The organism is Streptomyces griseus subsp. griseus (assembly GCF_000720255.1).
Lineage (GTDB): Bacteria > Actinomycetota > Actinomycetes > Streptomycetales > Streptomycetaceae > Streptomyces > Streptomyces griseus_I.
On the sequence record NZ_JOJE01000001.1, the window covers coordinates 339,916 to 363,760 of the forward strand.

Sequence of the window (23,845 nt, forward strand, 5' to 3'; positions counted from 1 at the left end):
CGGTCAACCCGGGCGCCCTCGTCGTCGTACGACAGCCGTCGGCTCAGCTCTTCTTGCTCCCCGACTGGGCTTCGTCCTTCACGTCGCCATCGGTCTTCTCGGCCTTGTCGGCGTCGTCCTTCTCGTCAGCCTTGGTGGAGATGGCTGCGTCGCTCTTGGAGTCGCCCTCGTCGTCCCCCTCGGCCTTGCCGTCGGCCTTACCGTCGGAGACGTCCTCGGCGGCACCCGGCTCGACGACCGCTTCGCGCCCCGGCCGCTTCTTCGCCGACACGACCATGTAGACCACGGCGAGCAGGAACACCAGCAGCGCGGTCCAATTGTTCAGGCGCAGGCCCAGGATGTGGTGGGCGTCGTCGACGCGCATGTACTCGACCCAGAAGCGGCCCACGCAGTACGCGGCGACGTACAGGGCGAACGCCCGGCCATGGCCCAGCTTGAAGCGGCGGTCGGCCCAGATGACCAGGAGGGCTACGCCGATGCACCACAGGGACTCGTAGAGGAAGGTCGGGTGGTAGTAGCCCGGCACCCGGCCGTCGGCCGAGGACGTGATGTGCAGCGCCCACGGGAGGTCGGTCGGCTTGCCGTACAACTCCTGGTTGAACCAGTTGCCCCAGCGGCCGATCGCCTGCGCGAGGGCGATACCGGGTGCGACGGCGTCGGCGTAGGCGGGCATCGGGATGCCACGGCGGCGGCAGCCGATCCACGCACCCAGCGCGCCGAGCGCGATCGCGCCCCAGATGCCGAGGCCGCCCTCCCAGATCTTGAAGGCGTCCACCCAGTCACGGCCCTCGCTGAAGTACAGCTCGTAGTCCGTGATCACGTGGTAGAGCCGACCGCCGAGCAGACCGAAGGGCACGGCCCAGACCGCGATGTCGGCCACCGTGCCGGTCCGCCCGCCCCGGGCGATCCAGCGCTTGTTGCCGAGCCAGACGGCAACGAAGACGCCGATGATGATGCAGAACGCATAGCCGCGCAGCGGAATGGGGCCGAGGTGGATCACCCCGCGCGACGGGCTGGGAATGTAGGCAAGTTCCATGGCAAGGTCGACGCTACCGTGCCGGGCCGGACGCACGGCAGGCAGCCCGGCTACGGCTCCATAACGGGCGGGTGAGAAACGGTCTCACCCGTTGTCGGCGTCCTCCACCATCTTCTTGAACTTCTGCGGCGTCATCGACTGGTCCTGGTAGATGTTCGCTCCGTTGAGCAGAACGGTCGGCGTGCCGTTGTACCCGCTGGTCCGGAAGGCCTGGGCGGACTTGTCGACCCAGCTGTCGTGCGTGCCGTTCTCGACGCAGGTGCGGAAGGCGGGGGTGACGAGTCCGTCGACCTTGCCGGCCAGCTCGATCAGCTTGGCGTTGTCGGCGTAGGCGTCGTCGGTCTCCTGGGGCTGGTTCTCGTACAGCACGTCGTGGTACGCCGGGAACTCGCCGGTGTCCTGGGCGCAGGCCGCGGCGTTGGCAGCCTTGCGGGAGCCGCTGCCGCCCATGTTGCCGTCGATGATCGTGGCCAGGTGGTAGTCCACCTTGAGCTTTCCGGCGGCGGTGAGCTCGTGGATCGTCGAGCGGTATCTGTCCTCGAAGCCCTTGCAGGCGGGGCAGCGGAAGTCCTCCCACACCGTGAGCGTGGACTTGGCGCTCTCCTTGCCGACGGGGATCGCGAGGGCGTCCTTGCCCTTCGCTCCGGAGGGCGCGACCACGGGGCCGGCCTTGTCGCCGCCCTGGTCCTTGCCGGCGTTCGCGGCGAGGACTCCGATGACCGCGGCCAGACCCAGCACACCCACCACGCTCGCGCCGACGATCAGCGTCCGGCGCCGCCGCTCCGCGCTCTTCTGCTTCTCGCGCTCGACCGCCAGCCGCTCCCGGGCGGTGCGCTTCCCATCACGATTCTTCTCGCTCACACCCCCAGAACGAACCGGGGAGGCGCAGCGCGCCTCCCCGGTCCCAGGTCCACCCGTACGAGGGACCCGCGGCGGTCCCCCCGCTCTCCTACGCCTGGCCGCGCACGCCCTTGGCCAGCTCACCGGCGAGTGCGCGGACCGCCTCGAGGCCGGCCGCGTGGTCCGGGGCGTCCAGCATCCGCTTGACGAACGCGGATCCGACGATCACGCCGTCGGCGAAGCCGGCGACCTCGGCGGCCTGCTCGGCGTTGGAGACGCCGAGGCCGACGCAGACGGGCAGGTCACCGGCGGCCCGGGTGCGCCGCACCAGGTCCTCCGCCTGTGCGCCCACCGACTCGCGGGTGCCGGTGACGCCCATGAGCGAGGCCGCGTAGACGAAGCCGCTGCCCGCCGCGGTGATCTCGCCGAGCCGCTGGTCCTTGCTGCTCGGTGCCACGACGAAGACCGTCGCGAGGCCGTGCTTCTCGGCGTGCTCCCTCCACAGCGCCGCCTCCTGCACGGGCAGGTCGGGCAGGATCGCCCCGGCCCCGCCCGCCTCGGCGAGCTCGGCGGTGAACCGCTCGACGCCGTAGCGGTCGATGGGGTTCCAGTACGTCATCACGAGCACCGGCTTCCCGGTGGCCCGGTGGGCCTCCCGGACCGTGCGCATCACGTCGGCGATCCTGACGCCGCCGCGCAGGGCGATGTCGTCGGCGGTCTGGATGACCGGGCCGTCGAGGACGGGGTCGCTGTGCGGCAGACCCACCTCGACGACGTCGGCGCCGCCGTCGAAGACGGCCTTGATCGCCTCGATGCCGCCGTCCACGGTCGGGAACCCGGCCGGGAGGTAGGCGATGAGCGCGGAGCGGCCCTCGGCCTTGGCGGCTGCGAGGGTGTCGGACAGCAGCTGAATGTTCCCGCTCACTTGGCGTCCCCCTCGATCTCGGCGGTGCCCGAGGCGTCCTCGGCGACCTCGGCGTCGGTGTCGTACAGCCCGAAGTAGCGGGCGGCGGTGTCCATGTCCTTGTCGCCGCGGCCGGACAGGTTGATCACGATCAGCCCGTCCTTGCCCAGTTCCCGGCCGACCTCCAGGGCGCCGGCGAGAGCGTGGGCGCTCTCGATGGCCGGGATGATGCCCTCGGTCTGCGACAGCAGGCGCAGGGCCTGCATGGCCGCGTCGTCGGTGACCGCGCGGTACTCGGCGCGGCCGCTGTCCTTGAGGTAGGAGTGCTCGGGGCCGATGCCCGGGTAGTCCAGACCGGCCGAGATCGAGTACGGCTCGGTGATCTGGCCCTCGTCGTCCTGGAGGACGTAGGAGCGCGAGCCGTGCAGGATGCCGGGCTCGCCGGCGGTGAGGGTGGCCGCGTGCTCGCCGGTCTCCACGCCGTGGCCGGCCGGTTCGCAGCCGACGAGGCGGACGGAGGCGTCCGGGATGAAGGCGTGGAAGAGGCCGATGGCGTTGGAGCCGCCGCCGACGCAGGCGACGGCCGCGTCGGGCAGTCGTCCGGCGCGCTCGAGGAGCTGGCGGCGGGTCTCGACGCCGATGACGCGGTGGAAGTCGCGGACCATCGCCGGGAAGGGGTGCGGGCCGGCCACGGTGCCGAACAGGTAGTGCGTGTGGTCGACGTTGGCGACCCAGTCGCGGAAGGCCTCGTTGATGGCGTCCTTCAGCGTCCGGCTGCCGGACTTCACGGCGACGACCTCGGCGCCGAGCATGCGCATGCGGGCGACGTTGAGGGCCTGGCGCTCGGTGTCGATCTCGCCCATGTAGATGGTGCACTCGAGACCGAACAGCGCGCAGGCGGTGGCGGTGGCGACGCCGTGCTGTCCCGCACCGGTCTCGGCGATCACGCGGGTCTTGCCCATGCGCTTGGTGAGCAGGGCCTGGCCGAGGACATTGTTGATCTTGTGGGACCCGGTGTGGTTGAGGTCCTCCCGCTTGAGGAAGACCCGGGCGCCGCCGGCGTGTTCGGCGAACCGGGGCACCTCGGTGAGGGCGCTGGGGCGGCCGGTGTAGTTGACGAGCAGGTCGTCGAGCTCGCGGGCGAACTCGGGGTCGGCCTTGGCCTTGTCGTACTCGACGGCGACCTCGTCGACGGCGGCGACGAGGGCCTCCGGGATGAACTTGCCACCGAACGCGCCGAAGTAGCCGGCGGGGTTGGGGGTCTGACCCTCGGGGTCAGGGATGAAGAACTCGCTGGGCATGCGGAAACCTCACGGTGAGTCTTGTTGAAAACCGATCGCCGTGGGGGGCGGGTAGTCGGACGACCTCAGGCCGTGGGTGGCTGGTCGCGCACACCCGGCGGTAGCCGCAAATCGAACAGAGTCCCGCGCCCCTGGGTGGGCCATCGCATGCCATTGACCTGCCCGGGTTCGTCTCCGATGACGTACCGGACCCTGCGGCCGTGCACCCGCCGGGCAGGCGCACGGCAGCCCCGCGGACGGCAGCCACGCGCGAGGCGGGCGTACCGGTCCGTGGCCGTCACTGGGGTCGTCGGTGTCATCGGGGGCAAGCCTAGCGAATGATCAGCCCCGGCCGTGCCGGAGTGCGGGGTGCTCGCCCGCGGCGACCAGGTCGGCGACCGCGGTCTTGGGGTCGCGGCCGGTGACGAGGGACTCGCCGACCAGGACGGCGTCGGCGCCGGCGTTGGCGTAGGCGATGAGGTCGTGCGGTCCTCGGACGCCGGACTCGGCGACCTTGACGACGTGTGCGGGGATCTCGGGGGCGACCCGGTCGAAGGTGCCCCGGTCGACCTCGAGCGTCTTGAGGTTGCGCGCGTTGACGCCGATCACCTTCGCGCCCGCGTCCACCGCGCGCTCGACCTCGTCCTCGTCGTGGACCTCGACGAGCGGGGTGAGGCCGATGGAGACGGCACGCTCGATGAGCGACTCCAGGGCGGGCTGTTCGAGGGCGGCCACGATCAGCAGCGCCAGGTCGGCGCCGTAGGCCCGGGCCTCCCACAGCTGGTACGCCGTGACGATGAAGTCCTTGCGCAGTACGGGGATGTCCACGCGCGCGCGGACGGCCTCCAGGTCGGCCAGCGAGCCGCCGAAGCGGCGCTGTTCGGTGAGGACGGAGATGACGGCGGCGCCGCCCGCCTCGTAGTCGGCGGCCAGGCCCGCGGGGTCGGCGATCGCGGCCAGCGCGCCCTTGGAGGGGCTGGAGCGCTTGACCTCGCAGATCACCTTGACGCCCTCGCCGCGCAGCGCGGCCACCCCGTCCTTGGCGGCGGGAGCCTTGGCCGCGCGCTCCTTGAGCTCGTCGAGGCTGACGCGCGCCTGCCGCTCCGCGAGGTCGGCACGGACTCCGTCGATGATCTCGTCGAGCACACTCACGCGAGCGGCCCCCTTCCAGACGGTTGACTGTTCAAGTGGTTCCGGCAGCCGAAACCCATGGTCACTGCGATGGTATCCGCAGGACGGCGCAGGCCTCGCATCAGGCCGAGGCCGGTCCCACTACCTGGACATTCCGGTCGCGATCAAGGATGAAGCCAGCCACCGAACGGCAGGTTCCGGACAACGGTGAAGACCAGCAGCAACGCTCCGACGGTCCACAGCCGCGCAGACCCGACATCGACGCGCAGCGGCCGTCCGCGCACCACGCGAACCACCCACACGGCCCACAGCACGGCGAAGCCCAGATAGGCGACCACGGCGGCCGCGTTGTCCTGGAGGGCGGTCAGGAAGTCCCCGTGGATGAAGGCATGGGCGCTGCGCAGGCCGCCGCAGCCGGGGCAGTAGATGCCCGTGTAGCGCAGGAGGGGGCAGACGGGGTAGTGGCCGGGTTGGTTGGGGTCGACGGCCCCGACGTAGGCGAAGGCGCCGGCGACGGCCGCGAGGACGCCGGCGGGGACGGCGAGGCGCGCCAGGGCGCTCCCGGTCGCCGGTGGCGGTGACTGCGGTGGGAGCGGTGGGAAGGGTGGTTGCGGGGGCACCACTCTCCGGCTGTCGGGGTTCACGCCTCGCATTGTGCCCCGCCCGGCTCCCGCACGCGCGCAGGGGCGGTCCGGCAACCGTGGTGCCGGACCGCCCCTGCGTACAGCGGTGCGGAGATCAGCTCTCGGCGCCGGCCGGCTCGGGCCTGGCCGCGACCTGGTGGACCGGGTGGGCCGTCTTCGGCTGGCCGAGGCCCATGGCGCGCATGACACCACCGACGACACCGCCGAGGGCCACGATCACCATGCCGGCCCAGAAGCCCAGCGGCTGGGCCATCACCATGAACGTGCCGGCGACGGCGAAACCGATGATGGCGATGGTGACACCGGTCCAGGCGGCCGGGGTGTGTCCGTGGCTGCTGCCCGCCATGACTTGCTCCTCGTTGCTGTGTACGTGTCGTACAGGTCTGAGCCGGCGTCTCGGAGCCGGACGTTCGCGGTCCATTGTCCCGTACGCGCGCGCGTGCCCGGAGCGGGGGTGCGTTCCGGTCGCGTCTGATTCACCACATCGGGACAGTTCATCGGATTCTCGGCTCCACGGGCCCTAGGCCGGGTCCATGCGCGTCGGGTCCTCGCCGCGGTCCAGGGCCTTCCAGAGGTCCTCGGGACGGTCGGGGTCGACGGCCGGGGCGGCGCGGCGCGGGCGGGGGGCGCCGCCCCGCTCGTAGCGGCCGGACATCGCGGGCCACAGGCGGCCGTAGCGCAGAGCGAGCAGGCCGGCCAGGAGGATCAGGACGCCGCCCGCCGCCGCGACGTACGGCCAGGCGGTGTGGCTGAAGGCGGACACGGTGGAGGCGGTGTCGCCGGAGGCCTTGGCCGCCTGATCGTCGAGCGCGGAGCGGTCCGAGGCACCGAGCAGGGCGGCGGCGACCGTCCCGACACCGGAGAGCGCGAGCACCGCGGCGACCAGGTGACGGCCGGCCCTGCGGACGGCGAAGACGGCGACGAGGGCGGCGAGGCCCACTATGGCGAGCGCCGCGGGGACGCCGGTGACGTCACTGCCCCTGGCGGTCAGGGGGAAGGATCCGCCGGCCACCGTCGCCGTGCCCTCGGACCAGCGCTGCCTGGTCGAGAGGAGGGCCACGGCCGCGCCCAGCGCGCCGCACAGCAGGGCGAGGGCGAGACTCCGGCGGCCGGACCGGGCGGGCGCGGCGGATTCGGAACGGGGGTCAGGTACGGCAGTCACGTACCCCACTATCGCCTGAACCCCGGGCGAACCGTCACCCGGGGCTCACGTGAGAAGCGCCCCACTTTTCCGCACGTGCCGCAAGCGCCCTACTTGCCCAGTCGGTTGGCCGTGTGGACCGCGCGCAGGACCGCCGCCGCCTTGTTGCGGCACTCGGTGTCCTCGGCGACCGGGTCGGAGTCGGCGACGATGCCGGCGCCGGCCTGCACGTAGGCGGTGCCGTCCCGCAGGAGGGCCGTGCGGATGGCGATGGCGGTGTCGGAGTCGCCCGCGAAGTCGAGGTAGCCGACACAGCCGCCGTACAGGCCGCGCCGGGAGGGCTCGAGTTCGTCGATGATCTGCATCGCGCGGGGCTTGGGCGCGCCGGAGAGGGTGCCCGCCGGGAAGCACGCGGTCAGCACGTCGAAGGCGGTGCGGCCCCGGGCGACCCTGCCGGTCACCGTCGAGACGATGTGCATGACGTGGGAGTACCGCTCGACGGACATGAAGTCGACGACCTCGACGGAGCCCGGCTCGCAGACCCGCCCCAGGTCGTTGCGGCCCAGGTCGACGAGCATGAGGTGCTCGGCGCGCTCCTTGGGATCGGCGAGGAGTTCGTCGGCGAGGGCCTGGTCCTCCTGCGGGGTGGCGCCGCGCCAGCGGGTGCCGGCGATGGGGTGCACCATCGCCTGCCCGTCCTCGACCTTCACCAGGGCCTCGGGGGACGAGCCGACGACGTCGAACCCCTCGAAACGGAAGAGGTACATGTACGGCGACGGGTTGGTGGCCCTGAGCACCCGGTAGACGTCCAGCGCGCTCGCGGTGCAGGGCGTCTCGAAGCGCTGGGAGGGGACGACCTGGAACGCCTCGCCCGCGCGGATCCGCTCCTTGATGTCCTCGACGGCCCGCCGGAAGTCGGGGCCGCCCCAGAGCGCGGAGTACTCGGGGAGCTCGGAGGGCGGGAGGACGGCCGGGGGCTGGGCGACGGCGCGGGAGAGGTCCGTCTCCATGGCGTCGAGGCGGGCGACCGCGTCGGCGTAGGCCTCGTCCACGCCGGTGTCGAGGTCGTTGTGGTTGATCGCGTTGGCGATCAACAGGACCGAGCCCTCCCAGTGGTCCATGACGGCGAGGTCACTGGTGAGGAGCATGGTCAGCTCGGGCAGCCTGAGGTCGTCGCGCTCACCGGGGCCGATCTTCTCCAGGCGGCGGACGATGTCGTAGCCGAGGTAGCCGACCATGCCGCCGGTGAAGGGCGGCATGTCCTCCTGGTGGGGGGTGTGCAGGGCTTCGATGGTGGCGCGCAGGGCGGCGAGCGGGTCACCGTCGACGGGGACGCCGACCGGCGGGACGCCGAGCCAGTGGGCCTGCCCGTCGCGCGCGGTGAGGGTGGCTGCCGACCGGACGCCCACGAAGGAGTACCGGGACCACGAGCGGCCGTTCTCGGCGGACTCCAGCAGGAATGTGCCGGGGCGTTCGGCGGCGAGCTTGCGGTACAGCGCGACCGGGGTGTCGCCGTCGGCGAGGAGCTTGCGGGTGACCGGGATGACCCGTCGGTCGGTGGCCAGCTTGCGGAACGTCTCGAGGTCCATGGCGGCTGACCTTACTGATCCGAGCCGGCGGCGTTGGAATCAGCGCCGTCCTTGAGCAATACGTCCTCGTCGAAGCAGGTCCGCGCGCCGGTGTGGCAGGCGGCACCGACCTGGTCGACCTTGACCAGGACGGTGTCCGCGTCGCAGTCGAGGGCGACGGACTTGACCCACTGGAAGTGCCCGGAGGTGTCGCCCTTGACCCAGTACTCCCGGCGGCTGCGCGACCAGTAGGTGCAGCGGCCGGTGGTGAGGGTGCGGTGCAGCGCCTCGTCGTCCATCCAGCCGAGCATCAGCACCTCACCGGTGTCGTACTGCTGGGCGATGGCGGGGAGGAGCCCGTCGGCGCTGCGCTTGAGGCGCACGGCGATCTCCGGGTCGAGGCGACTGGATTCAGCACTGTGGCGGGCAGCGCCTCGATGAGGGGCGGTGGCCGGGTGACGGGTGGGCGGGGGCGTGCTGGTCATGGGTGCCATTGTGCCGCGCGCCACTGACAGGTACGGCGTGGTGTCCACTGAGTGGATGGTCGGACAGGGTCGTAGGCTGGCCGCATGTCGACCTTCGCCAAGCGTGAACGGCTCCTTCTCGCCGACCTCTTGGAGACCGCCGGTCCCGATGCCCCCACCCTCTGCGAGGGCTGGCGGACCCGCGAGCTCGCCGCGCACGTGGTGGTGCGCGAGCGCCGCCCCGACGCGGCCGGCGGGATACTGATCAAGCAGCTCGCCTCCCGGCTGGACAAGGTGATGGAGGAGTTCGCGGCCAAGCCGTACGAGGAGCTGATCCAGCTGATCCGTACCGGCCCGCCGCGTTTCTCGCCCTTCTCCCTGAAGCAGGTGGACGAGGCGTCGAACATCGTCGAGTTCTACGTCCATACGGAGGACGTGCGCCGCGCCCAGCCGGACTGGACGTCGCGTGAGCTGGACCCGGTCTTCCAGGACTCCTTGTGGTCGCGCCTGGAGCGCACCGCCCGTCTGATGGGCCGTGGCTCTCCGACGGGCCTGGTGCTGCGCCGCCCGGACGGCCGTACGGCGGTCGCCCACCGCGGCACGCCGGTCGTGACGGTGACGGGTGAGCCGTCGGAGCTGGTGCTGTTCCTGTACGGCCGGCAGAACGCCGCGAAGGTGGGTCTGGACGGCGACGAGGACGCCATCGCCGCGGTGCACGAGGCGAAGCAGCTCGGGATCTGACGAATCCGAAGCGATCTGAGAGGCGCCACATGATCAAGGTCGCGATGACCAGTGTGTACGTCGACGACGTCACGAAGGCCCACGCCTTCTACACGGACGTCCTGGGCTTCGAGACCCGCACCCACATGGACCTCGGCGGCGGCACACTGTTCGTCACCGTCGGCGCGGCCGAGGGGGCCCAGCAGGACCTCCAACTGCTGCTGGAGCCCGGCCAGGGCCCCATCGCGGAGCCGTACCGCAGGGCGGTGCGCGAGGCGGGGCTGCCCTGCATCGTCTTCTCCGTGGACGACCTGGACGCGGAGTACGAGCGGCTGCGCGGCCTGGGGGTCCACTTCACGCAGGCCCCACAGGAGCAGGGGCCGGTCGTCACGGCCGTACTGGACGACACGGTGGGCAATCTGGTGCAGCTGGCGCAGCCGAAGGGGTAGGGAGCTTTCAGCTGGGCAGTTCCGCGCGGCGCAGTGGGCCGGAGGTCAGGGCCACGACGCCGCTCAGGGCGCAGACCGCGGCGCAGGCCGTGTAGACCGGGCCGGTGCCCCAGAGGGCGACCGCCCAGCCGACCAGCGGGAAGGTGAGCGGGGCGACGCCGAAGCCGACCAGTGTGGAGACCGAGGTGACGCGGCCGACGTAGGCGGTGCCCGCCCTGCCCTGGACCAGGGCTCCGGCCAGGGCGCCGGACAGCCCCGCGAGGAGTCCGATGAGCAGGGCCACGCAGATGGCGGCGGCGACGGAGGGCACCCGCGCGAGGGCGCCGATCGCCACGGCACCGGCGAGGGCCATCACCCCCATCACGCGTCCGGCGCGGGCCAGTCGCCCGCGCCAGGCGAGCACAAAGGACGCGGCCCCTGCGCCGACCCCGAACCCGGCGAGCACCCAGCCCATGCCGGACGAGCCCCAGCCGCGCTCCTGGGCGAGCAGCGTCAGTCCGAGGTTCATCGGCCCGACGAATCCCAGATCCCCGAGCGCGATGGCGAGAATGAGCGGCAGCAGCACCCGGTCCCGCCGAATGTGCCGCAGCCCGCCCCGCAACTCGTCGAGAACGGCGCCCCGCGCCTTCTGACCGCCGGACGCCCGTGCCGCTCTGCCGTCCCCGGCCCTGACGGTCAGCAGTACCGGCAGGGACACACCGATCAGGAGGGCGGCGAGGCCGAAGGCCGCCACCGTGCCGCCGAGGGTGACGGCGAGGCCGCCCAGAGGGGCGCCCAGGACGTTGGCGAGCCGGACGGCGAGCCCGCGCATGCCCTGGACACGGGCGAGCTGTCCGCGGCCGGTGATCCGGGCGGGCAGGGCACCGGCGGCGGGCAGGAAGACCGCGTCGACGACGCCGAAGAGCACGGCCACCGCGCCCAGCGCCCACAGGCCGGGGCTGGTGACGAGCAGGAGTAACGCCGCGGTGAGCACGAGGGCGCAGCGCACACCGGTGCTGCCGACGACGACCCGGCGCGGCCCGTAGCGGTCGGCGACCACTCCCCCGCCGAGCATGAGCAGGGCACGCGGCACGGCGCTCGCCGCGGTCACCAGGCCGGCCTGCGCGGGGGTGCCGGCCTGGACGGCGGCCCAGGACAGGGCGAGGTAGTAGACGTTGTCGCCGATCGCCGACGAGGTGTATCCGCCGAGCCAGCGCAGGACGTTGGGGTCCCGGTGGGCGGGGGTCTCGGCGACGGGGGGCGAGGGCAGCAGGGTCGACGGCATCGGGAGCCTCTCGGACCGGGAATCGGACAGGGAATCAGACACGGAACGGGAACGCGTACGTGTGCACCGCGACGTTCTCGCGGCCCTCGGTGTCGCCGGCTGCGTCGGCGGCCCGGCCCTGGTCCTCGTACCTGCGCAGGAGGGCGAGCATCTCCCGGTTCAGCTCGGTCAGTTCGTCGGCCGTCAGCCGCAGCGAGCTCTCGGAGGACTGCGCGGCCGCGTTCCACTGCTCACCCCAGTGGGTCCGCTCGTCGAGGAAGCGGCGGTACATGTCGGCGCGCTGCTCGAAGAAGAGCCGGCTGGCGGCGGTGTGCGCGGCGGCCTTCTCCGGTGCGTCGCGGAAGTCCTCGTCGCGGACGGTCACCCCGTCCGAGGCCGGCTGCCACCAGCGCTCCCGGCCGTCCGCGCTCTGTGCGGGCGCCTCCTCGATGAGCCCGTGCTCGGCGAGCTTGCGCAGGTGGTAGCTGACCAGCGAGACCGCCTCGTCAACCTGTTCGGCCAGCTGGGAGGCGGTGGCGACACGTGCGATGGTCAGCCCGCGCATGAGCTGCATCCGCAGGGGGTGGGCCAGCGCCTTGAGCGTGCCCAGGTCGGTGATGCGGCGGTCCCGCTCCTTCGATGACATGCCCCCACCGTAGATAGGAAAGGAAAATTGCACAATATATTTTGCGCAACTTACCTTTCGTATCTGGTCATGCGTGCGCCCCGGCCACCAAGTGGCCGGGGCTCACAAGGACTCACATCGGACCCGGACGCGTCACCGCACGGCGTGGCCCGCCTCGCGCAAGGTCTCCTTCACCTGGGCGATCCTCAGGTCGCCGAAGTGGAAGACCGAGGCCGCGAGCACCGCGTCCGCGCCCGCGCCGACGGCCGGTGGGAAGTCGGCGAGCTTGCCGGCGCCGCCGGAGGCGATCACCGGGACCGTCACGTGCTTGCGAACGGCGGCGATCATCTCCAGGTCGTAGCCGTCCTTGGTGCCGTCCGCGTCCATCGAGTTGAGCAGGATCTCCCCCGCCCCCAGCTCGGCGGCCCGGTGGGCCCACTCGACGGCGTCGATACCGGTACCCCGGCGGCCGCCGTGCGTGGTGACCTCGAAGGACCCGGACTCGGTGCGCCGGGCGTCGACCGACAGCACCAGCACCTGCCGGCCGAAGCGCTCCGCGATCTCCTTGATCAGCTCCGGACGGGCGATGGCGGCCGTGTTGACGCCCACCTTGTCGGCGCCCGCCCGCAGCAGCTTGTCGACGTCCTCGGACGCGCGCACACCGCCGCCGACCGTGAGCGGGATGAATACCTGCTCGGCCGTGCGGCGCACCACGTCGTACGTCGTCTCGCGGTTGCCGGACGAGGCGGTGATGTCCAGGAACGTCAGCTCGTCGGCGCCCTCGGCGTCGTACACCTTCGCCATCTCGACGGGGTCGCCCGCGTCGCGCAGGTTCTGGAAGTTGACGCCCTTGACGACCCGGCCGTTGTCCACGTCCAGGCAGGGGATGACTCGGACCGCCAGGGTCATGCGTTCACGGCTCCTCTGAATGCTTCCACTTCCACCGACACCAGCACGCGCGGGTCGATGAAGCCGTCCACGACCAGCACGGTCGTGGCCGGCCGCACGGAGTCGAACAGCTCCTTGTGCGCCCGCCCCACCTCTTCGACGTCCCGCGAATGCGCCAGGTACACGCGCGTGCGGATCACGGACTCGGCACCGAGCCCGAACTCACCGATCGCCTCGAGCGCGGTGGTGAAGGCCACCTTGGCCTGCTCGTAGGGGTCGCCCTCCCCATACAGCACGTCGCCCTTGAAGGCCGTCGTGCCCGCCACCACGACACGGTCGCCCGCCGCCACGGCTCGTGCGAAACCGAAGGACTCCTCCCAGGGACTTCCGCTCTGCACCCGCCGCACGGCATCGCTCATGAGGACACAACCTCCAAGGCCTCTTCAAGGGTGAACGCCTTCGCGTACAGCGCCTTCCCGACGATGGCGCCCTCGACACCGACTGGTACCAGTTCGGCGATGGCCCGCAGGTCGTCGAGCGACGACACGCCACCCGAGGCCACGACCGGGCGATCGGTCGCGGCGCAGACGTTCCTCAGCAGCTCCAGGTTGGGGCCCTGGAGCGTGCCGTCCTTGGCGATGTCCGTCACCACGTAGCGGGCGCAGCCCTCCTTGTCGAGACGGGTCAGCGTCTCGTAGAGGTCGCCGCCGTCGCGGGTCCAGCCGCGGCCGCGCAGGGTGGTGTCGCGGACGTCGAGACCGACGGCGATCTTGTCGCCGTGCTCGGCGATGACCTTGGCGACCCACTCGGGGGTCTCCAGGGCGGCCGTGCCGAGGTTCACGCGCTTGCAGCCGGTGGCCAGGGCCGCGGCGAGGGTGGCGTCGTCGCGGATGCCGCCGGACAGCTCCACCTTGATGTCCATCGCCTGGGTGACCTCGGCGATCAGGGCCCGGTTGTCACCGGTGCCGAACGCGGCGTCCAGGTCCACCAGGTGCAGCCACTCGGCGCCCGCCCGCTGCCAGGCGAGGGCGGCCTCCAGCGGGGAGCCGTAGGACGTCTCGGTCCCGGACTCGCCGTGCACGAGGCGGACGGCCTGGCCGTCGCGTACGTCGACGGCGGGGAGGAGTTCGAGCTTGCTCACAGTGTTCCGATCCAGTTGGTGAGGAGCTGGGCTCCGGCGTCGCCGGACTTCTCGGGGTGGAACTGCGTGGCCCACAGGGCGCCGTTCTCCACGGCGGCCACGAAGGGCTTGCCGTGGGTGGACCAGGTGACCTTGGGGGCGGCCATCGCCGCGTTGTGGGTCTCCAGGTTCCAGTCGTGGACCGCGTAGGAGTGCACGAAGTAGAAGCGCGCGTCCGCGTCCAGGCCGGCGAACAGCTGGGAGTCGGCGGGTGCCTCGACCGTGTTCCAGCCCATGTGGGGCACGACGTCGGCCTGGAGCGGCTCGACCGCGCCGGGCCACTCGTCGAGGCCCTCGGTCTCGACACCGTGCTCGATGCCGCGAGCGAACAGGATCTGCATGCCGACGCAGATGCCCATCACCGGGCGGCCGCCGGACAGCCTGCGGTCGATGATCCAGTCGCCACGGGCGTCGAGCAGTCCCCGCATGCAGGAGGCGAAGGCGCCGACGCCGGGCACCAGCAGCCCGTCGGCGTTCATGGCCTTGTCGTAGTCACGCGTGATCTCGACGTCGGCTCCCGCGCGCGCGAGGGCACGCTCGGCGGAGCGGACGTTGCCGAAGCCGTAGTCGAAGACGACGACGTTCTTGGCGCTCAATTCCACACCTCCAGCCTCAGGACACCCGCGACGAGACACATCGCGGCGCCGATCGAGAGCAGCACGATGAGGCTCTTGGGCATCTGCTGCTTGACGAAGGAGTAGATGCCGCCGGCCAGGAAGAGGCCGACGACGATCAGAAGGGTCGACAGCCCGTTCACAGCGCGCCCTTCGTGGAGGGGAGGATGCCGGCCGCGCGCGGGTCGCGCTCGGAGGCGTAGCGCAGGGCCCGCGCCAGGGCCTTGAACTGGCACTCCACGATGTGGTGCGCGTTGCGTCCGTAGGGCACGTGCACGTGCAGGGCGATCTGGGCCTGGGCGACGAAGGACTCCAGGATGTGCCGGGTCATCGTGGTGTCGTACTCGCCGATCATCGGCGCCATCTTCTCGGGCTCGGTGTGCACGAGGTAGGGGCGGCCGGAGAGGTCGACGGTGACCTGGGCGAGGGACTCGTCCAGCGGGACCGTGCAGTTGCCGAAGCGGTAGATCCCCACCTTGTCGCCGAGGGCCTGCTTGAAGGCGGCGCCGAGCGCGAGGGCGGTGTCCTCGATGGTGTGGTGCGAGTCGATGTGCAGATCGCCCTCGGTCTTCACGGTCAGGTCGAACAGACCGTGCCGGCCGAGCTGGTCGAGCATGTGGTCGTAGAAACCGACCCCCGTCGACACGTCGACCTTGCCGGACCCGTCGAGGTCGATCTCGACGAGGACGGACGTCTCCTTGGTGACTCGCTCGACTCTTCCAATGCGACCATCGCGAGTCATGTGCTCTGCTCCTTCTTGAGTTCACGTACCGCGTCGAGAAACGCGTCGTTCTCCTCCGGGGTTCCGGCGCTGACCCGCAGCCACCCCGGGATGCCGTTGTCCCGGACCAGGACGCCCTGGTCGAGGATCTTCTGCCAGGCCGTGTGGGAATCCTCGAAGAGGCCGAACTGCACGAAGTTCGCGTCCGACTCCACGACCTCGTAACCGGTCGCCCGCAGCTCGCTCACCAGCCGGTCCCGCTCGGCCTTCAGCTGCTCGACGTACTTGAGCAACGTGTCGGTGTGCTCCAGCGCGGCCAGCGCGGTCGCCTGGGTGACGGCCGACAGGTGGTAGGGCAGCCGTACGAGCTGGACGGCGTCCACGACCGCCGGGTGCGCGGCGAGATAGCCGAGGCGCAGGCCCGCCGCCCCGAACGCCTTCGACATCGTCCGTGAGACGACGAGGTGGGGGCGCCCCTCGATGAGCGGCAGCAGCGAGTCGCCGTGGCTGAACTCGACGTACGCCTCGTCGACCACGACCATCGAGGGCTTCGCCGCCTGCGCGGCCTCGTACAGCGCGAGGACCGTCTCGGGCGGGACCGCGTTGCCCGTGGGGTTGTTGGGGGTCGTGACGAAGACGACGTCGGGCTTGTTCTCGGCGATCGCCCGTTCGGCGGCCGCGAGGTCGATCGTGAAGTCCGCGTTGCGCGGACCGGAGATCCAGCCCGTGCCGGTGCCGCGCGCGATGAGTCCGTGCATCGAGTACGACGGCTCGAAGCCGATCGCGGTACGGCCCGGCCCGCCGAAGGTCTGCAGCAGTTGCTGGATGACCTCGTTGGAGCCGTTGGCGGCCCACACGTTGGCCGGCCCGACCTCGTACCCGGTGCTGTCGGTGAGGTACCGGGCGAGCTGGGTGCGCAGCTCGACGGCGTCGCGGTCCGGGTACCGGTTGAGGTCGCGGGCCGCCTCACGCACCCGCTCGGCGATCCGCTCGACCAGCGGCTCGGGCAGCGGGTAGGGGTTCTCGTTGGTGTTCAGCCGTACGGGGACGTCCAACTGGGGCGCGCCATAAGGGGACTTGCCGCGCAGCTCGTCCCGTACGGGGAGATCGTCGATTCCGAGGTTCACTTGCTCGTCGGTACCTTCCACCCGAACCGTGCCTTGATCGCCGCGCCGTGCGCGGGCAGGTCCTCCGCCTCCGCCAGCGTGACCACGTGGTGCGCGACCTCGGCCAGCGCGTCCTTCGTGTAGTCGACGATGTGGATGCCGCGCAGGAAGGACTGGACCGACAGGCCCGAGGAGTGGCAGGCGCAGCCGCCGGTGGGCAGCACGTGGTTGGAGCCGGCCGCGTAGTCGCCCAGCGAGACGGGCGCCCAGGGGCCGACGAAGACCGCGCCCGCGTTCTTCACCCGGTCGGCCACGGCGGCGGCGTCGGCGGTCTGGATCTCCAGGTGCTCCGCGCCGTAGGCGTCGACCACGCGGAGGCCCTCGTCGACGCCGTCGACCAGGACGATCGCGGACTGCCTGCCCTTGAGGGCCGGGACGATCCGGTCGTCGATGTGCTTGGTGGCCGCGACCTGCGGCTCCAACTCCTTCTCCACCGCGTCCGCCAGCTCCACGGAGTCGGTGACCAGCACGGCCGCCGCGAGCGGGTCGTGCTCGGCCTGGCTGATCAGGTCGGAGGCGACGTGCACCGGGTCGGCGGTGGAGTCCGCGAGGATCGCGATCTCGGTGGGGCCGGCCTCGGCGTCGATGCCGATCTTGCCGGTGAAGTAGCGCTTGGCGGCGGCGACCCAGATGTTGCCGGGGCCGGTGACCATGTTGGCGGGCGGGCAGGACTCGGTGCCGTACGCGAACATCGCGACGGCGGTGGCGCCACCGGCCGCGTACACCTCGTCGACGCCGAGCAGCGCGCACGCGGCCAGGATCGTCGGGTGGGGCAGCCCGTCGAACCCGGCCTGCGCGGGGGAGGCGAGCGCGATCGACTCCACGCCGGCCTCCTGCGCCGGTACGACGTTCATGATCACGGAGGACGGATAGACGGAACGGCCGCCGGGGGCGTAGAGCCCGACCCGCTCCACCGGCACCCACTTCTCGGTCACCGAACCGCCCGGGACGACCTGGGTCGTGTGGGTCGAACGGCGCTGTTCGCGGTGGACGAGACGGGCGCGGCGGATGGACTCCTCCAGGGCCGCGCGGACGGCGGGGTCGAGCTCGTCCAGGGCCTTGGCCAGGGCTTCGGCCGGAACCCGTACGGACTCCAGGCGCACTCCGTCGAACTTCTCGGCGAAGTCGATCAGCGCCGCGTCACCCCGATGATGCACGGCTTCGCAGATCGGACGCACCTTCTCGAGGGCGGCCGAGACGTCGAAGTCGGCTCGGGGCAGCAGGTCGCGCAGGGCGGGGCCTTCGGGAAGGGCGTCGCCGCGCAGATCGATTCGGGAGATCACATGCCCAATTCTCTCAGAACCCGAATGCGGGTCGTCCGCGCGTATCAATGGCTGATACAGAACATGGCCGGAACCCGGAAGATCCCCTTCACCTCTTGCGTTCGGGACGTCACTCAGTGGGCATGAACGAGTGTACGAACACGATGCGTGACTGGAGGGGCGTGAAAAGTGACTGAGGGTGCCGGCACCCGGGACGGGAACCTGCCGGAAGAACTGACCGCCACCGAGGCCGGCATGTGGCAGGCGTTCCGCAACGGCACGGTGTACGACCTGAGCAGCGGGGACACCGTCGTCGACGATCCGCACGGCGGGCACCCGTGGGGGCCGGCCCGGACCGTACGGGCCCGCATCGTGGCCTGGCTGCTGCTCGACGGCCCGCCCGCGCTCGCCGGGCGGGTGTCCTCGCTGAAGCTCACCGGCGTACAGATCAGCGGCACCCTGGACCTGGCGGGCGGCACGGTGGTGCCCTACGTCGAGCTGAAGCGCTGCCGGTTCGAGCGGGAGGTGCTGCTGCCGGAGGCCCGCTTCACCACCGTGCGCCTCGTGGACTGCTCGGTGCCGCGCCTGGAGGCGGCGCGGGTCCACACGGAGGGCGACCTGCACCTGCCGCGCTGCCGCTTCCACAACGGCGTACGGCTCACCGACGCCCACATAGGCACCGACCTGCTGCTCAACCAGGCGATCGTGTACCGCGACCGCAGCGGGCGTTCGATCGCCGCGGACGGCATGAACGTGGGCCAGGACCTCCAGGCCGAGCTCCTCGAGTCGCACGGCGAGCTGAGCCTGCGCGGCGCCACCGTCGGCGTCTCGCTGAGCCTGCGCGGCGCACGGCTCGCCAACCCGTACTCGCGACTCGCGCTGAACGCCCCGCAGCTCACCGTGGAGCGCACGCTGTACCTGACCCCGGCGGGCATCGGCGGCCAGACGCTCAGCGGGACGACGCCGGCACGCGGCACCCGCGTCCAGCGCTTCGAGTGCCAGGGCGGGGTGCGCCTGGACGACGGGCGGTTCGGGGACGCCGTCGACCTCCAGCAGGCCCGGTTCGCCTTCACCGACGAGCAGGAGCTGTCGCTGCGCCGGGTGCAGACGCCCGAGCTGCGCTTCCTCGGGGAGCGGCCGCCGCGCGGGCGGGTGGTGCTGTCGGGTGCGCGGGTGGTCAACCTCGTCGACCGGGCGAGCAGTTGGCCGGGCCCCGGAAACCTGCACATGGGCGGCTTCACGTACGAGGCCCTGGTGCCGAGGGGGCCGTTCCCGCTGGCGGAGCGGCTGGAGTGGGTGGCCGCGGCGACCGCCGAGTACAACCCGGAGCCGTACGAACGGCTCGCCGCCGTGCTGCGGGAGGGCGGTGAGGACGAGGACGCGCGCGAGGTGCTGCTCGCCAAGCAGCGCCGCCGCCGCGAGACGCTGCCACCGGCCGCGAAGCTGTGGGGGTACGTGCAGGACTGGACGGTGGCCTACGGGTACCGGCCGGGCCGGGCCGCGGTGTGGATGGCGGTGCTGTGGGCGGCGGGCTCACTGGCCTTCGCGCACGCCGCCCACCCTCCGCTCGACGGGAAGGGGCACCCGCCCTGGAACCCCGCCCTCTTCGCCCTCGACCTGCTCCTGCCGGTCATCGACCTGGGCCAGGTCGGCCAGTGGCAGCTGAGCGGCGGCTGGCAGTGGCTGGCCGCCGCACTGATCCTGCTCGGCTGGATCCTGGCGACGACGGTGGCGGCGGGGGCGACCCGGCTGCTGCGCCGCAGCTGACGGCCCACGAGCTTCGTGAAACCCCGGGAAAGTGAAGGGAACCAGGAGGGGTGAACACATGAAGAACACTCACCTTTTACCCTCCCTTGACTGGAGCACGTACAACTTTCGGCAGGTTCTGTGAACCCCCTGGCGCCTCCCGGACCTGCGGCTTTTCAATGGACGGCACCATGGCTCTGCTGCCCCCGTTCATCCGCGCCTCCCGGATGACCAGGATCCTCGCGCACTCCGCCGTCGTGCCCTCCCCGGCCGACGACGGGGCGCTCCTCGACGCGCCCGACGGCCGCCTCGGACCCGCCCTGGTGGCGGCCGGGCGGGGCGCGTACGAACCCGCCGCCGAGCTGCTCGCCGTCACCCGTGAGAGAGCCGAGTGGGAGGAGCGCGACCGGTACGCGACCCGGCTCGCCGCCTTCGCGCGCTCTCGTGCCGAGTGGCTGGACCGCTGGCGCGCCACCGCCCCGCGCGACCCCGACGCCCTGGTGGTCGCCGCCCAGCTGGCCGTGGACCGCGCCTGGGGGTCCCCGGCCCGGACCGAGCTGCTGCGCGAGGTGAGTCCGCTGATCACGGCGGCCGCCCAGGCCGACCACCGCGACCCCGTGCCGTGGCGGATCGCGCTGGACCACGCGCGCGGCAGCAAGGCGGGCCACCCGTACTTCGAGGAGCTGTGGGAGGCGGCGGTCCGCCGGGCCCCGCACCACTTCGGCTGTCATGTCGCGGCGTTGCGGTATCTGGCGACCGCCTGGCACGGCTCGCACCGCGAGTGCATGAACTTCGCCGACCGGGCCGCCCAGGACGCGCCCGCCGACTCCCTCCTGCAGGCGCTGCCGGCGCTGGCGGCCTTCTCCTACCTGGCCGACGGCTGCGGGCCGGGGGTGCCGCGCGCACGGCTGGACGAGGCGGTGGACCGGGCGATCGCGCTCTCCGCCCGGTTCCCGGCGGAGGACCCGTGGTCGGCCGAGCTGCGCAACCTGCTGGTGTACGTCCTGGTACGGCTGACCCGCTGGCCGGAGGCCCTGGAGCAGCTGCGTCTGACCGGGCCGTACGCCACGTCGTTCCCCTGGGCCTGGGAGTCCGACGACCCGCTGGGCCGTTTTCTGGCGGTCCACGATGAGGTGCGCGAGGCCGTCATGCACGGGCTCACACCCACCCCGTGGCATCCGAGGAGCGGGCACGGCGGACACGTGCGGTCCCTGGGCCATTAGGCTCTTGCGTCGTGACCACCGTCCGGCTGCCGCTCTTCCCCCTCGACTCGGTGTTGTTCCCGGGGCTCGTGCTTCCGCTCAACGTCTTCGAGGAGCGCTATCGCGCCATGATGCGCGAGCTCCTGAAGGCCCCCGAGGACGACCCACGCCGATTCGCCGTCGTGGCGATCCGCGACGGCCACGAGGTGGCCACCACCTCGCCGGGCATGCCGGACCAGACGGCGCTGCCCGAACGCGGGCCGGCCGCCGGGTTCGGCGCCGACCCGGCCAAGGCGTTCCACGGCATCGGCTGCGTCGCCGACGCGGCCACGATCCGGGAGCGCGCCGACGGCACCTTCGAGGTGCTGGCGACGGGGACGACCCGGGTGCGGCTGCTGTCGGTGGAGGCGTCGGGCCCGTTCCTCACGGCGGAGCTGGAGGAGCTGCCGGAGGAGCCGGGCGACGAGGCCGGGGCGATCGCGGAGGGCGTGCTGCGGGCGTTCCGCCAGTACCAGAAGCGGCTGGCGGGCGCACGGGAACGGTCACTGACGGGCGGTACGGAGCTGCCCGACGAGCCGTCCGTGGTGTCGTACCTGGTCGCGGCGGCGATGATGCTGGACACGCCGACCAAGCAGCGTCTGCTCCAGGCGCCGGACACCGCGTCCCGCCTGCGCGACGAGTTGAAACTCCTTCGCTCGGAGACGGCGATCATCCGTAATCTGCCGTCGTTGCCCGCGTCGGACCTGACGCGCGGCCCGACGAGTCTGAACTGAGGCCGGGGACCCCTCGATGGCGAAGAAGGCGAAGAGGCAGCAGCAGTCGGGCGGCACGCCCGCGACGGTGGCCCTGACGACAGCGGGCGTGGACTACACCGTCCACGCCTACGAGCACGATCCTGCCCACCCCTCCTACGGCGAGGAGGCGGCCGAGGCGATGGGTGTCTCCCCCGACCGCGTCTTCAAGACCCTGGTGGCGGACGTGGACGGCACTCTCACGGTGGCAGTCGTCCCGGTCGCGGGCTCCCTGGACCTCAAGGCGCTCGCCTCGGCGGTGGGCGGCAAGCGGGCGGCCATGGCCGACCCCACCCTCGCGGAACGCACCACCGGCTACGTCCGGGGCGGCATCTCCCCCCTGGGGCAGCGCAGGAAACTCCCCACGGTCCTGGACGCGTCGGCTTCGTCCCACGCCACGATCTGCGTCTCGGCGGGCCGCCGGGGCCTGGAGGTGGAACTCTCCCCGGACGCCCTGGCCAAGCTGACGAACGCGGTACTGGCCCCGATCGGCCGCTGAATCACCCCGTGGGGCACTCCAGCCCGTCCGGCGTCCGAGGACGAGGCCGCAGGCCGATGGGGTCCGGGGACGCGGCCCCCAGGGACGGGAAGGGCAGGGGCGGCGGGGGGCGAAGAACGCCTGCCCAGGGCCGCCGTGCCCGCACCCCTAGGCCGGCGGCGCCCCGTAGGGAACCTGCTCCGGCTCCGGATCCCGAGGCCCGAACAGCGCCGTCAGCCCCACGTGCACCAACAACCCCGCAAGCGACCACGCCAGCAACGCCCCCTTCGCCCCCAGCCGCAACGGCGCCGAGAACGTCACCCCCTTGCCCACCTGCTTGGCGTGCGCGATCACGTCCGACGTGGGCCCGAGCCACACCCCGACCCGCCATGCCAGCAACGACCCCAGCAGCCCCCCGACGGCCAGCGCCACCACCAGCGGCACTCCCCCACGACGCCGCCACAGGAACACGGCCACCGCACTCACGGCTCCGAACACCAGCGCCAGCAGAGTGAACGTTCCGTCGACGCCCACCGCCTGCTCGCCCTCGGTGTCCTTGACGAGCACGACCCAGCCGCCGTCCTCCAGCACCGCGCCGACCAGTGCCACGTGCGGCGCCAGCCACCACCACAGCACCCCGAGCAGCGCCCCGCAGAGCGCCACCACCACGGTCACCACGGCGGCCTCTCGCACTTCGGTCTTCATCCCGGGCCCGTCCTGTTCGTACACGGCGTCATGCGGCGCGGACGCCACACCCGTATACCCGGCGGGCGCCGGCGGCCACGCCTTTCCGGACGACGACTGCGCGGAGTGCGCGGTCTGCGAGGAGGGTTCGTGCGGAGGCGGAGTCAGTGGTGCGGTCACCCTGACATCGTGCCAGGCGCGCCTGTGCGGCGCGTCACCGGACGGCGGCCCGACGGTACGCCCAGGTCGCGACGGCCAGCGAGACGACCCCGACGCCGGCGCACACGGCGAGATCGCCGAGGACGTACGCCCAGTCGGGGTGCGGCCCGAAGGTGCGTGCCAGGGCCTCCACGCCGTACGTCGACGGCAGCAGGTCCCGCGCGAGGCGCACCACCTCCGGCATCCGGTCGGCCGGCAGCACCCCGAGGAGCAGCGCCGCCGACATGCCCAGCTGCCCGAGCAGCGTGGCCAGCTCCGGCCGGGGCGCGAGCAGCCCCAGGGCCGCGCCGAGCCCGGACAGCGCGGCGCCCGCGAGCGGGATCACCGCCAGGAGCACCCACAGGTGCGTCAGCGGCAGCCCGAACAGCACACACCCGAACACGGCGGTGACGACGGTCCCCGGCACGGTGAAGGAGGCGTACGCCCCCGCCGCGCCCAGCACGACCGCCGCCGGCGGCACGGGCAGGGTGGCGTAGTGGTCGAGGCCCCCGTTGGCCCGCAGCTGCCCGAAGTACTGGGCGAGCAGGTTCAGCGCGACGAAGGCGACGACGAGCACCGCCGACCCGGCCACCACCGACTCCGCCTCGCTCCCGCCGTCCACGACCCCGCGCATCATGATCAGGATGCCGACCGACTGGAAGGTCGCCACGAACAGCAGCGGGATGCGCGCCACCCGGGCCCGCGAGAGCTGCGCCCGGTACACGGCCACCAGCGACGGCCACAGCCGCGCCCGCGGCCCGAGCTCGGCGGCCGGGGCGGCGGACCGCCCGGCCCGCGCGCTGCCCGGCACAACCTCGGCGGGTACGACACTCACGTCGCGCAGCTCCTCTTCGCTTCGGCCTCAGGGCC

The 23,845-nt window shown here is 72.0% G+C and carries 29 protein-coding genes; 6 read left to right on the plus strand and 23 right to left on the minus strand.

Annotation, left to right across the window (positions count from 1 at the left end; translation table 11 throughout):
* Positions 1-43: 43 nt before the first annotated feature.
* The 11 genes from lgt to hisI form a co-directional block, all read right to left on the minus strand.
* The gene (gene lgt, locus IG99_RS01535; RefSeq protein WP_037668764.1) at positions 44-1,036 is read right to left on the minus strand and encodes a prolipoprotein diacylglyceryl transferase; all 993 of its coding nucleotides are present in this window, start codon (positions 1,034-1,036) and stop codon (positions 44-46) included.
* An 84-nt stretch (positions 1,037-1,120) separates the two neighbouring features.
* A complete protein-coding gene (locus IG99_RS01540) occupies positions 1,121-1,897 on the minus strand; it encodes a DsbA family protein (protein ID WP_037668765.1) in 777 nt (258 codons plus the stop codon).
* A gap of 88 nt (positions 1,898-1,985) precedes the next feature.
* Positions 1,986-2,801 carry a tryptophan synthase subunit alpha gene (trpA, locus tag IG99_RS01545; RefSeq protein WP_037668767.1) on the minus strand — a complete coding sequence of 272 codons (816 nt, stop codon included), beginning with the start codon at positions 2,799-2,801 and terminating at the stop codon, positions 1,986-1,988.
* The gene (gene trpB, locus IG99_RS01550) at positions 2,798-4,081 is read right to left on the minus strand and encodes a tryptophan synthase subunit beta (RefSeq protein ID WP_037668769.1); all 1,284 of its coding nucleotides are present in this window, start codon (positions 4,079-4,081) and stop codon (positions 2,798-2,800) included. Before trpB ends, trpA begins: the two co-directional genes overlap by 4 nt.
* Before the next feature lie 65 nt (positions 4,082-4,146).
* Positions 4,147-4,380, minus strand: a complete 234-nt coding sequence (trpM, locus tag IG99_RS51890; protein WP_078947481.1) for a tryptophan biosynthesis modulator TrpM — start codon at positions 4,378-4,380, stop codon at positions 4,147-4,149.
* A 22-nt stretch (positions 4,381-4,402) separates the two neighbouring features.
* Positions 4,403-5,212 carry an indole-3-glycerol phosphate synthase TrpC gene (gene trpC, locus IG99_RS01555; RefSeq protein ID WP_037668771.1) on the minus strand — a complete coding sequence of 270 codons (810 nt, stop codon included), beginning with the start codon at positions 5,210-5,212 and terminating at the stop codon, positions 4,403-4,405.
* A gap of 143 nt (positions 5,213-5,355) precedes the next feature.
* The gene (locus IG99_RS01560; protein ID WP_037668774.1) at positions 5,356-5,844 is read right to left on the minus strand and encodes a DUF2752 domain-containing protein; all 489 of its coding nucleotides are present in this window, start codon (positions 5,842-5,844) and stop codon (positions 5,356-5,358) included.
* Positions 5,845-5,929: 85 nt separating this feature from the next.
* Positions 5,930-6,181, minus strand: a complete 252-nt coding sequence (locus tag IG99_RS01565) for an HGxxPAAW family protein (protein ID WP_037668776.1) — start codon at positions 6,179-6,181, stop codon at positions 5,930-5,932.
* 174 nt (positions 6,182-6,355) lie between these two features.
* Positions 6,356-7,006, minus strand: coding sequence for a TIGR02234 family membrane protein (locus IG99_RS01570; RefSeq protein WP_037668778.1), 651 nt, complete (start codon positions 7,004-7,006; stop codon positions 6,356-6,358).
* A gap of 80 nt (positions 7,007-7,086) precedes the next feature.
* Positions 7,087-8,565 carry an anthranilate synthase component I gene (locus tag IG99_RS01575; protein WP_037668779.1) on the minus strand — a complete coding sequence of 493 codons (1,479 nt, stop codon included), beginning with the start codon at positions 8,563-8,565 and terminating at the stop codon, positions 7,087-7,089.
* Positions 8,566-8,576: 11 nt separating this feature from the next.
* A complete protein-coding gene (hisI, locus tag IG99_RS01580) occupies positions 8,577-9,029 on the minus strand; it encodes a phosphoribosyl-AMP cyclohydrolase (protein ID WP_051864880.1) in 453 nt (150 codons plus the stop codon).
* Positions 9,030-9,113: 84 nt separating this feature from the next.
* Here hisI and IG99_RS01585 point away from each other — a divergent pair, with 84 nt between their 5' ends.
* Complete coding sequence (locus IG99_RS01585; RefSeq protein ID WP_037668782.1) at positions 9,114-9,749, plus strand: TIGR03085 family metal-binding protein; 636 nt, start codon at positions 9,114-9,116, stop codon at positions 9,747-9,749.
* Between the two features lie 29 nt (positions 9,750-9,778).
* On the plus strand, positions 9,779-10,177 hold the full coding sequence (locus IG99_RS01590) for a VOC family protein (protein WP_037668786.1): 399 nt from the start codon (positions 9,779-9,781) through the stop codon (positions 10,175-10,177).
* A 7-nt stretch (positions 10,178-10,184) separates the two neighbouring features.
* Here the strand turns inward: IG99_RS01590 and IG99_RS01595 are convergent, their stop codons facing one another.
* From IG99_RS01595 to hisD, 10 genes are all read right to left on the minus strand, one after another.
* Positions 10,185-11,441 carry an MFS transporter gene (locus tag IG99_RS01595; protein ID WP_037668790.1) on the minus strand — a complete coding sequence of 419 codons (1,257 nt, stop codon included), beginning with the start codon at positions 11,439-11,441 and terminating at the stop codon, positions 10,185-10,187.
* Between the two features lie 34 nt (positions 11,442-11,475).
* Positions 11,476-12,066, minus strand: a complete 591-nt coding sequence (locus IG99_RS01600; RefSeq protein WP_037668792.1) for an ArsR/SmtB family transcription factor — start codon at positions 12,064-12,066, stop codon at positions 11,476-11,478.
* Between the two features lie 132 nt (positions 12,067-12,198).
* Positions 12,199-12,954 carry an imidazole glycerol phosphate synthase subunit HisF gene (gene hisF, locus IG99_RS01605; RefSeq protein WP_037668794.1) on the minus strand — a complete coding sequence of 252 codons (756 nt, stop codon included), beginning with the start codon at positions 12,952-12,954 and terminating at the stop codon, positions 12,199-12,201.
* A complete protein-coding gene (locus IG99_RS01610; RefSeq protein ID WP_037668796.1) occupies positions 12,951-13,352 on the minus strand; it encodes a RidA family protein in 402 nt (133 codons plus the stop codon). Before IG99_RS01610 ends, hisF begins: the two co-directional genes overlap by 4 nt.
* Entirely contained in the window at positions 13,349-14,074 is a 726-nt protein-coding gene (gene priA, locus IG99_RS01615) for a bifunctional 1-(5-phosphoribosyl)-5-((5-phosphoribosylamino)methylideneamino)imidazole-4-carboxamide isomerase/phosphoribosylanthranilate isomerase PriA (protein ID WP_037668797.1), read from the minus strand. The genes IG99_RS01610 and priA overlap by 4 nt, the downstream gene beginning before the upstream one ends.
* Positions 14,071-14,715, minus strand: coding sequence for an imidazole glycerol phosphate synthase subunit HisH (hisH, locus tag IG99_RS01620; protein WP_394297955.1), 645 nt, complete (start codon positions 14,713-14,715; stop codon positions 14,071-14,073). The genes priA and hisH overlap by 4 nt, the downstream gene beginning before the upstream one ends.
* On the minus strand, positions 14,706-14,870 hold the full coding sequence (locus IG99_RS49465) for a hypothetical protein (RefSeq protein ID WP_037668799.1): 165 nt from the start codon (positions 14,868-14,870) through the stop codon (positions 14,706-14,708). Before IG99_RS49465 ends, hisH begins: the two co-directional genes overlap by 10 nt.
* Positions 14,867-15,469 (minus strand): imidazoleglycerol-phosphate dehydratase HisB, encoded by a 603-nt coding sequence (hisB, locus tag IG99_RS01630; protein WP_037668801.1) that lies wholly within the window; start codon positions 15,467-15,469, stop codon positions 14,867-14,869. Before hisB ends, IG99_RS49465 begins: the two co-directional genes overlap by 4 nt.
* Positions 15,466-16,575, minus strand: a complete 1,110-nt coding sequence (locus IG99_RS01635; protein ID WP_037668804.1) for a histidinol-phosphate transaminase — start codon at positions 16,573-16,575, stop codon at positions 15,466-15,468. The genes hisB and IG99_RS01635 overlap by 4 nt, the downstream gene beginning before the upstream one ends.
* Entirely contained in the window at positions 16,572-17,897 is a 1,326-nt protein-coding gene (gene hisD, locus IG99_RS01640; RefSeq protein ID WP_037668806.1) for a histidinol dehydrogenase, read from the minus strand. Before hisD ends, IG99_RS01635 begins: the two co-directional genes overlap by 4 nt.
* A 168-nt stretch (positions 17,898-18,065) precedes the next feature.
* Between hisD and IG99_RS01645 the strand changes: the two genes are divergently transcribed.
* From IG99_RS01645 to ybaK, 4 genes are all read left to right on the plus strand, one after another.
* Positions 18,066-19,643, plus strand: coding sequence for an oxidoreductase (locus IG99_RS01645; protein WP_037668808.1), 1,578 nt, complete (start codon positions 18,066-18,068; stop codon positions 19,641-19,643).
* Positions 19,644-19,801: 158 nt separating this feature from the next.
* Complete coding sequence (locus IG99_RS01650; protein WP_037668811.1) at positions 19,802-20,845, plus strand: hypothetical protein; 1,044 nt, start codon at positions 19,802-19,804, stop codon at positions 20,843-20,845.
* Between the two features lie 11 nt (positions 20,846-20,856).
* A complete protein-coding gene (locus IG99_RS01655; RefSeq protein WP_037668813.1) occupies positions 20,857-21,597 on the plus strand; it encodes an LON peptidase substrate-binding domain-containing protein in 741 nt (246 codons plus the stop codon).
* Between the two features lie 16 nt (positions 21,598-21,613).
* The gene (gene ybaK / locus IG99_RS01660; protein WP_037668815.1) at positions 21,614-22,114 is read left to right on the plus strand and encodes a Cys-tRNA(Pro) deacylase; all 501 of its coding nucleotides are present in this window, start codon (positions 21,614-21,616) and stop codon (positions 22,112-22,114) included.
* Between the two features lie 147 nt (positions 22,115-22,261).
* Here the strand turns inward: ybaK and IG99_RS01665 are convergent, their stop codons facing one another.
* Together IG99_RS01665 and IG99_RS01670 are read right to left on the minus strand one after the other, a co-directional pair.
* Positions 22,262-22,957: a DUF2567 domain-containing protein gene (locus tag IG99_RS01665; protein ID WP_037668820.1), complete on the minus strand. Its 696-nt coding sequence runs from the start codon at positions 22,955-22,957 to the stop codon at positions 22,262-22,264.
* Between the two features lie 34 nt (positions 22,958-22,991).
* Complete coding sequence (locus tag IG99_RS01670; protein WP_037668823.1) at positions 22,992-23,810, minus strand: ABC transporter permease; 819 nt, start codon at positions 23,808-23,810, stop codon at positions 22,992-22,994.
* Positions 23,811-23,845 lie beyond the last annotated feature (35 nt).

Bases quoted from the DNA above. Each gene is read 5' to 3' on its own strand.
- ybaK (WP_037668815.1), top strand. From the start codon at position 21,614: ATGGCGAAGAAGGCGAAGAGGCAGCAGCAGTCGGGCGGCACGCCCGCG.
- IG99_RS01595 (WP_037668790.1), bottom strand. From the start codon at position 11,441: ATGCCGTCGACCCTGCTGCCCTCGCCCCCCGTCGCCGAGACCCCCGCC.
- IG99_RS01600 (WP_037668792.1), bottom strand. From the start codon at position 12,066: ATGTCATCGAAGGAGCGGGACCGCCGCATCACCGACCTGGGCACGCTC.
- IG99_RS01565 (WP_037668776.1), bottom strand. From the start codon at position 6,181: ATGGCGGGCAGCAGCCACGGACACACCCCGGCCGCCTGGACCGGTGTC.
- IG99_RS01650 (WP_037668811.1), top strand. From the start codon at position 19,802: ATGGACGGCACCATGGCTCTGCTGCCCCCGTTCATCCGCGCCTCCCGG.
- trpB (WP_037668769.1), bottom strand. From the start codon at position 4,081: ATGCCCAGCGAGTTCTTCATCCCTGACCCCGAGGGTCAGACCCCCAAC.
- hisI (WP_051864880.1), bottom strand. From the start codon at position 9,029: ATGACCAGCACGCCCCCGCCCACCCGTCACCCGGCCACCGCCCCTCAT.
- IG99_RS01575 (WP_037668779.1), bottom strand. From the start codon at position 8,565: ATGGACCTCGAGACGTTCCGCAAGCTGGCCACCGACCGACGGGTCATC.
- IG99_RS01590 (WP_037668786.1), top strand. From the start codon at position 9,779: ATGATCAAGGTCGCGATGACCAGTGTGTACGTCGACGACGTCACGAAG.
- IG99_RS01585 (WP_037668782.1), top strand. From the start codon at position 9,114: ATGTCGACCTTCGCCAAGCGTGAACGGCTCCTTCTCGCCGACCTCTTG.
- hisB (WP_037668801.1), bottom strand. From the start codon at position 15,469: ATGACTCGCGATGGTCGCATTGGAAGAGTCGAGCGAGTCACCAAGGAG.
- trpM (WP_078947481.1), bottom strand. From the start codon at position 4,380: ATGACACCGACGACCCCAGTGACGGCCACGGACCGGTACGCCCGCCTC.
- hisF (WP_037668794.1), bottom strand. From the start codon at position 12,954: ATGACCCTGGCGGTCCGAGTCATCCCCTGCCTGGACGTGGACAACGGC.
- lgt (WP_037668764.1), bottom strand. From the start codon at position 1,036: ATGGAACTTGCCTACATTCCCAGCCCGTCGCGCGGGGTGATCCACCTC.
- IG99_RS01610 (WP_037668796.1), bottom strand. From the start codon at position 13,352: ATGAGCGATGCCGTGCGGCGGGTGCAGAGCGGAAGTCCCTGGGAGGAG.
- IG99_RS01560 (WP_037668774.1), bottom strand. From the start codon at position 5,844: ATGCGAGGCGTGAACCCCGACAGCCGGAGAGTGGTGCCCCCGCAACCA.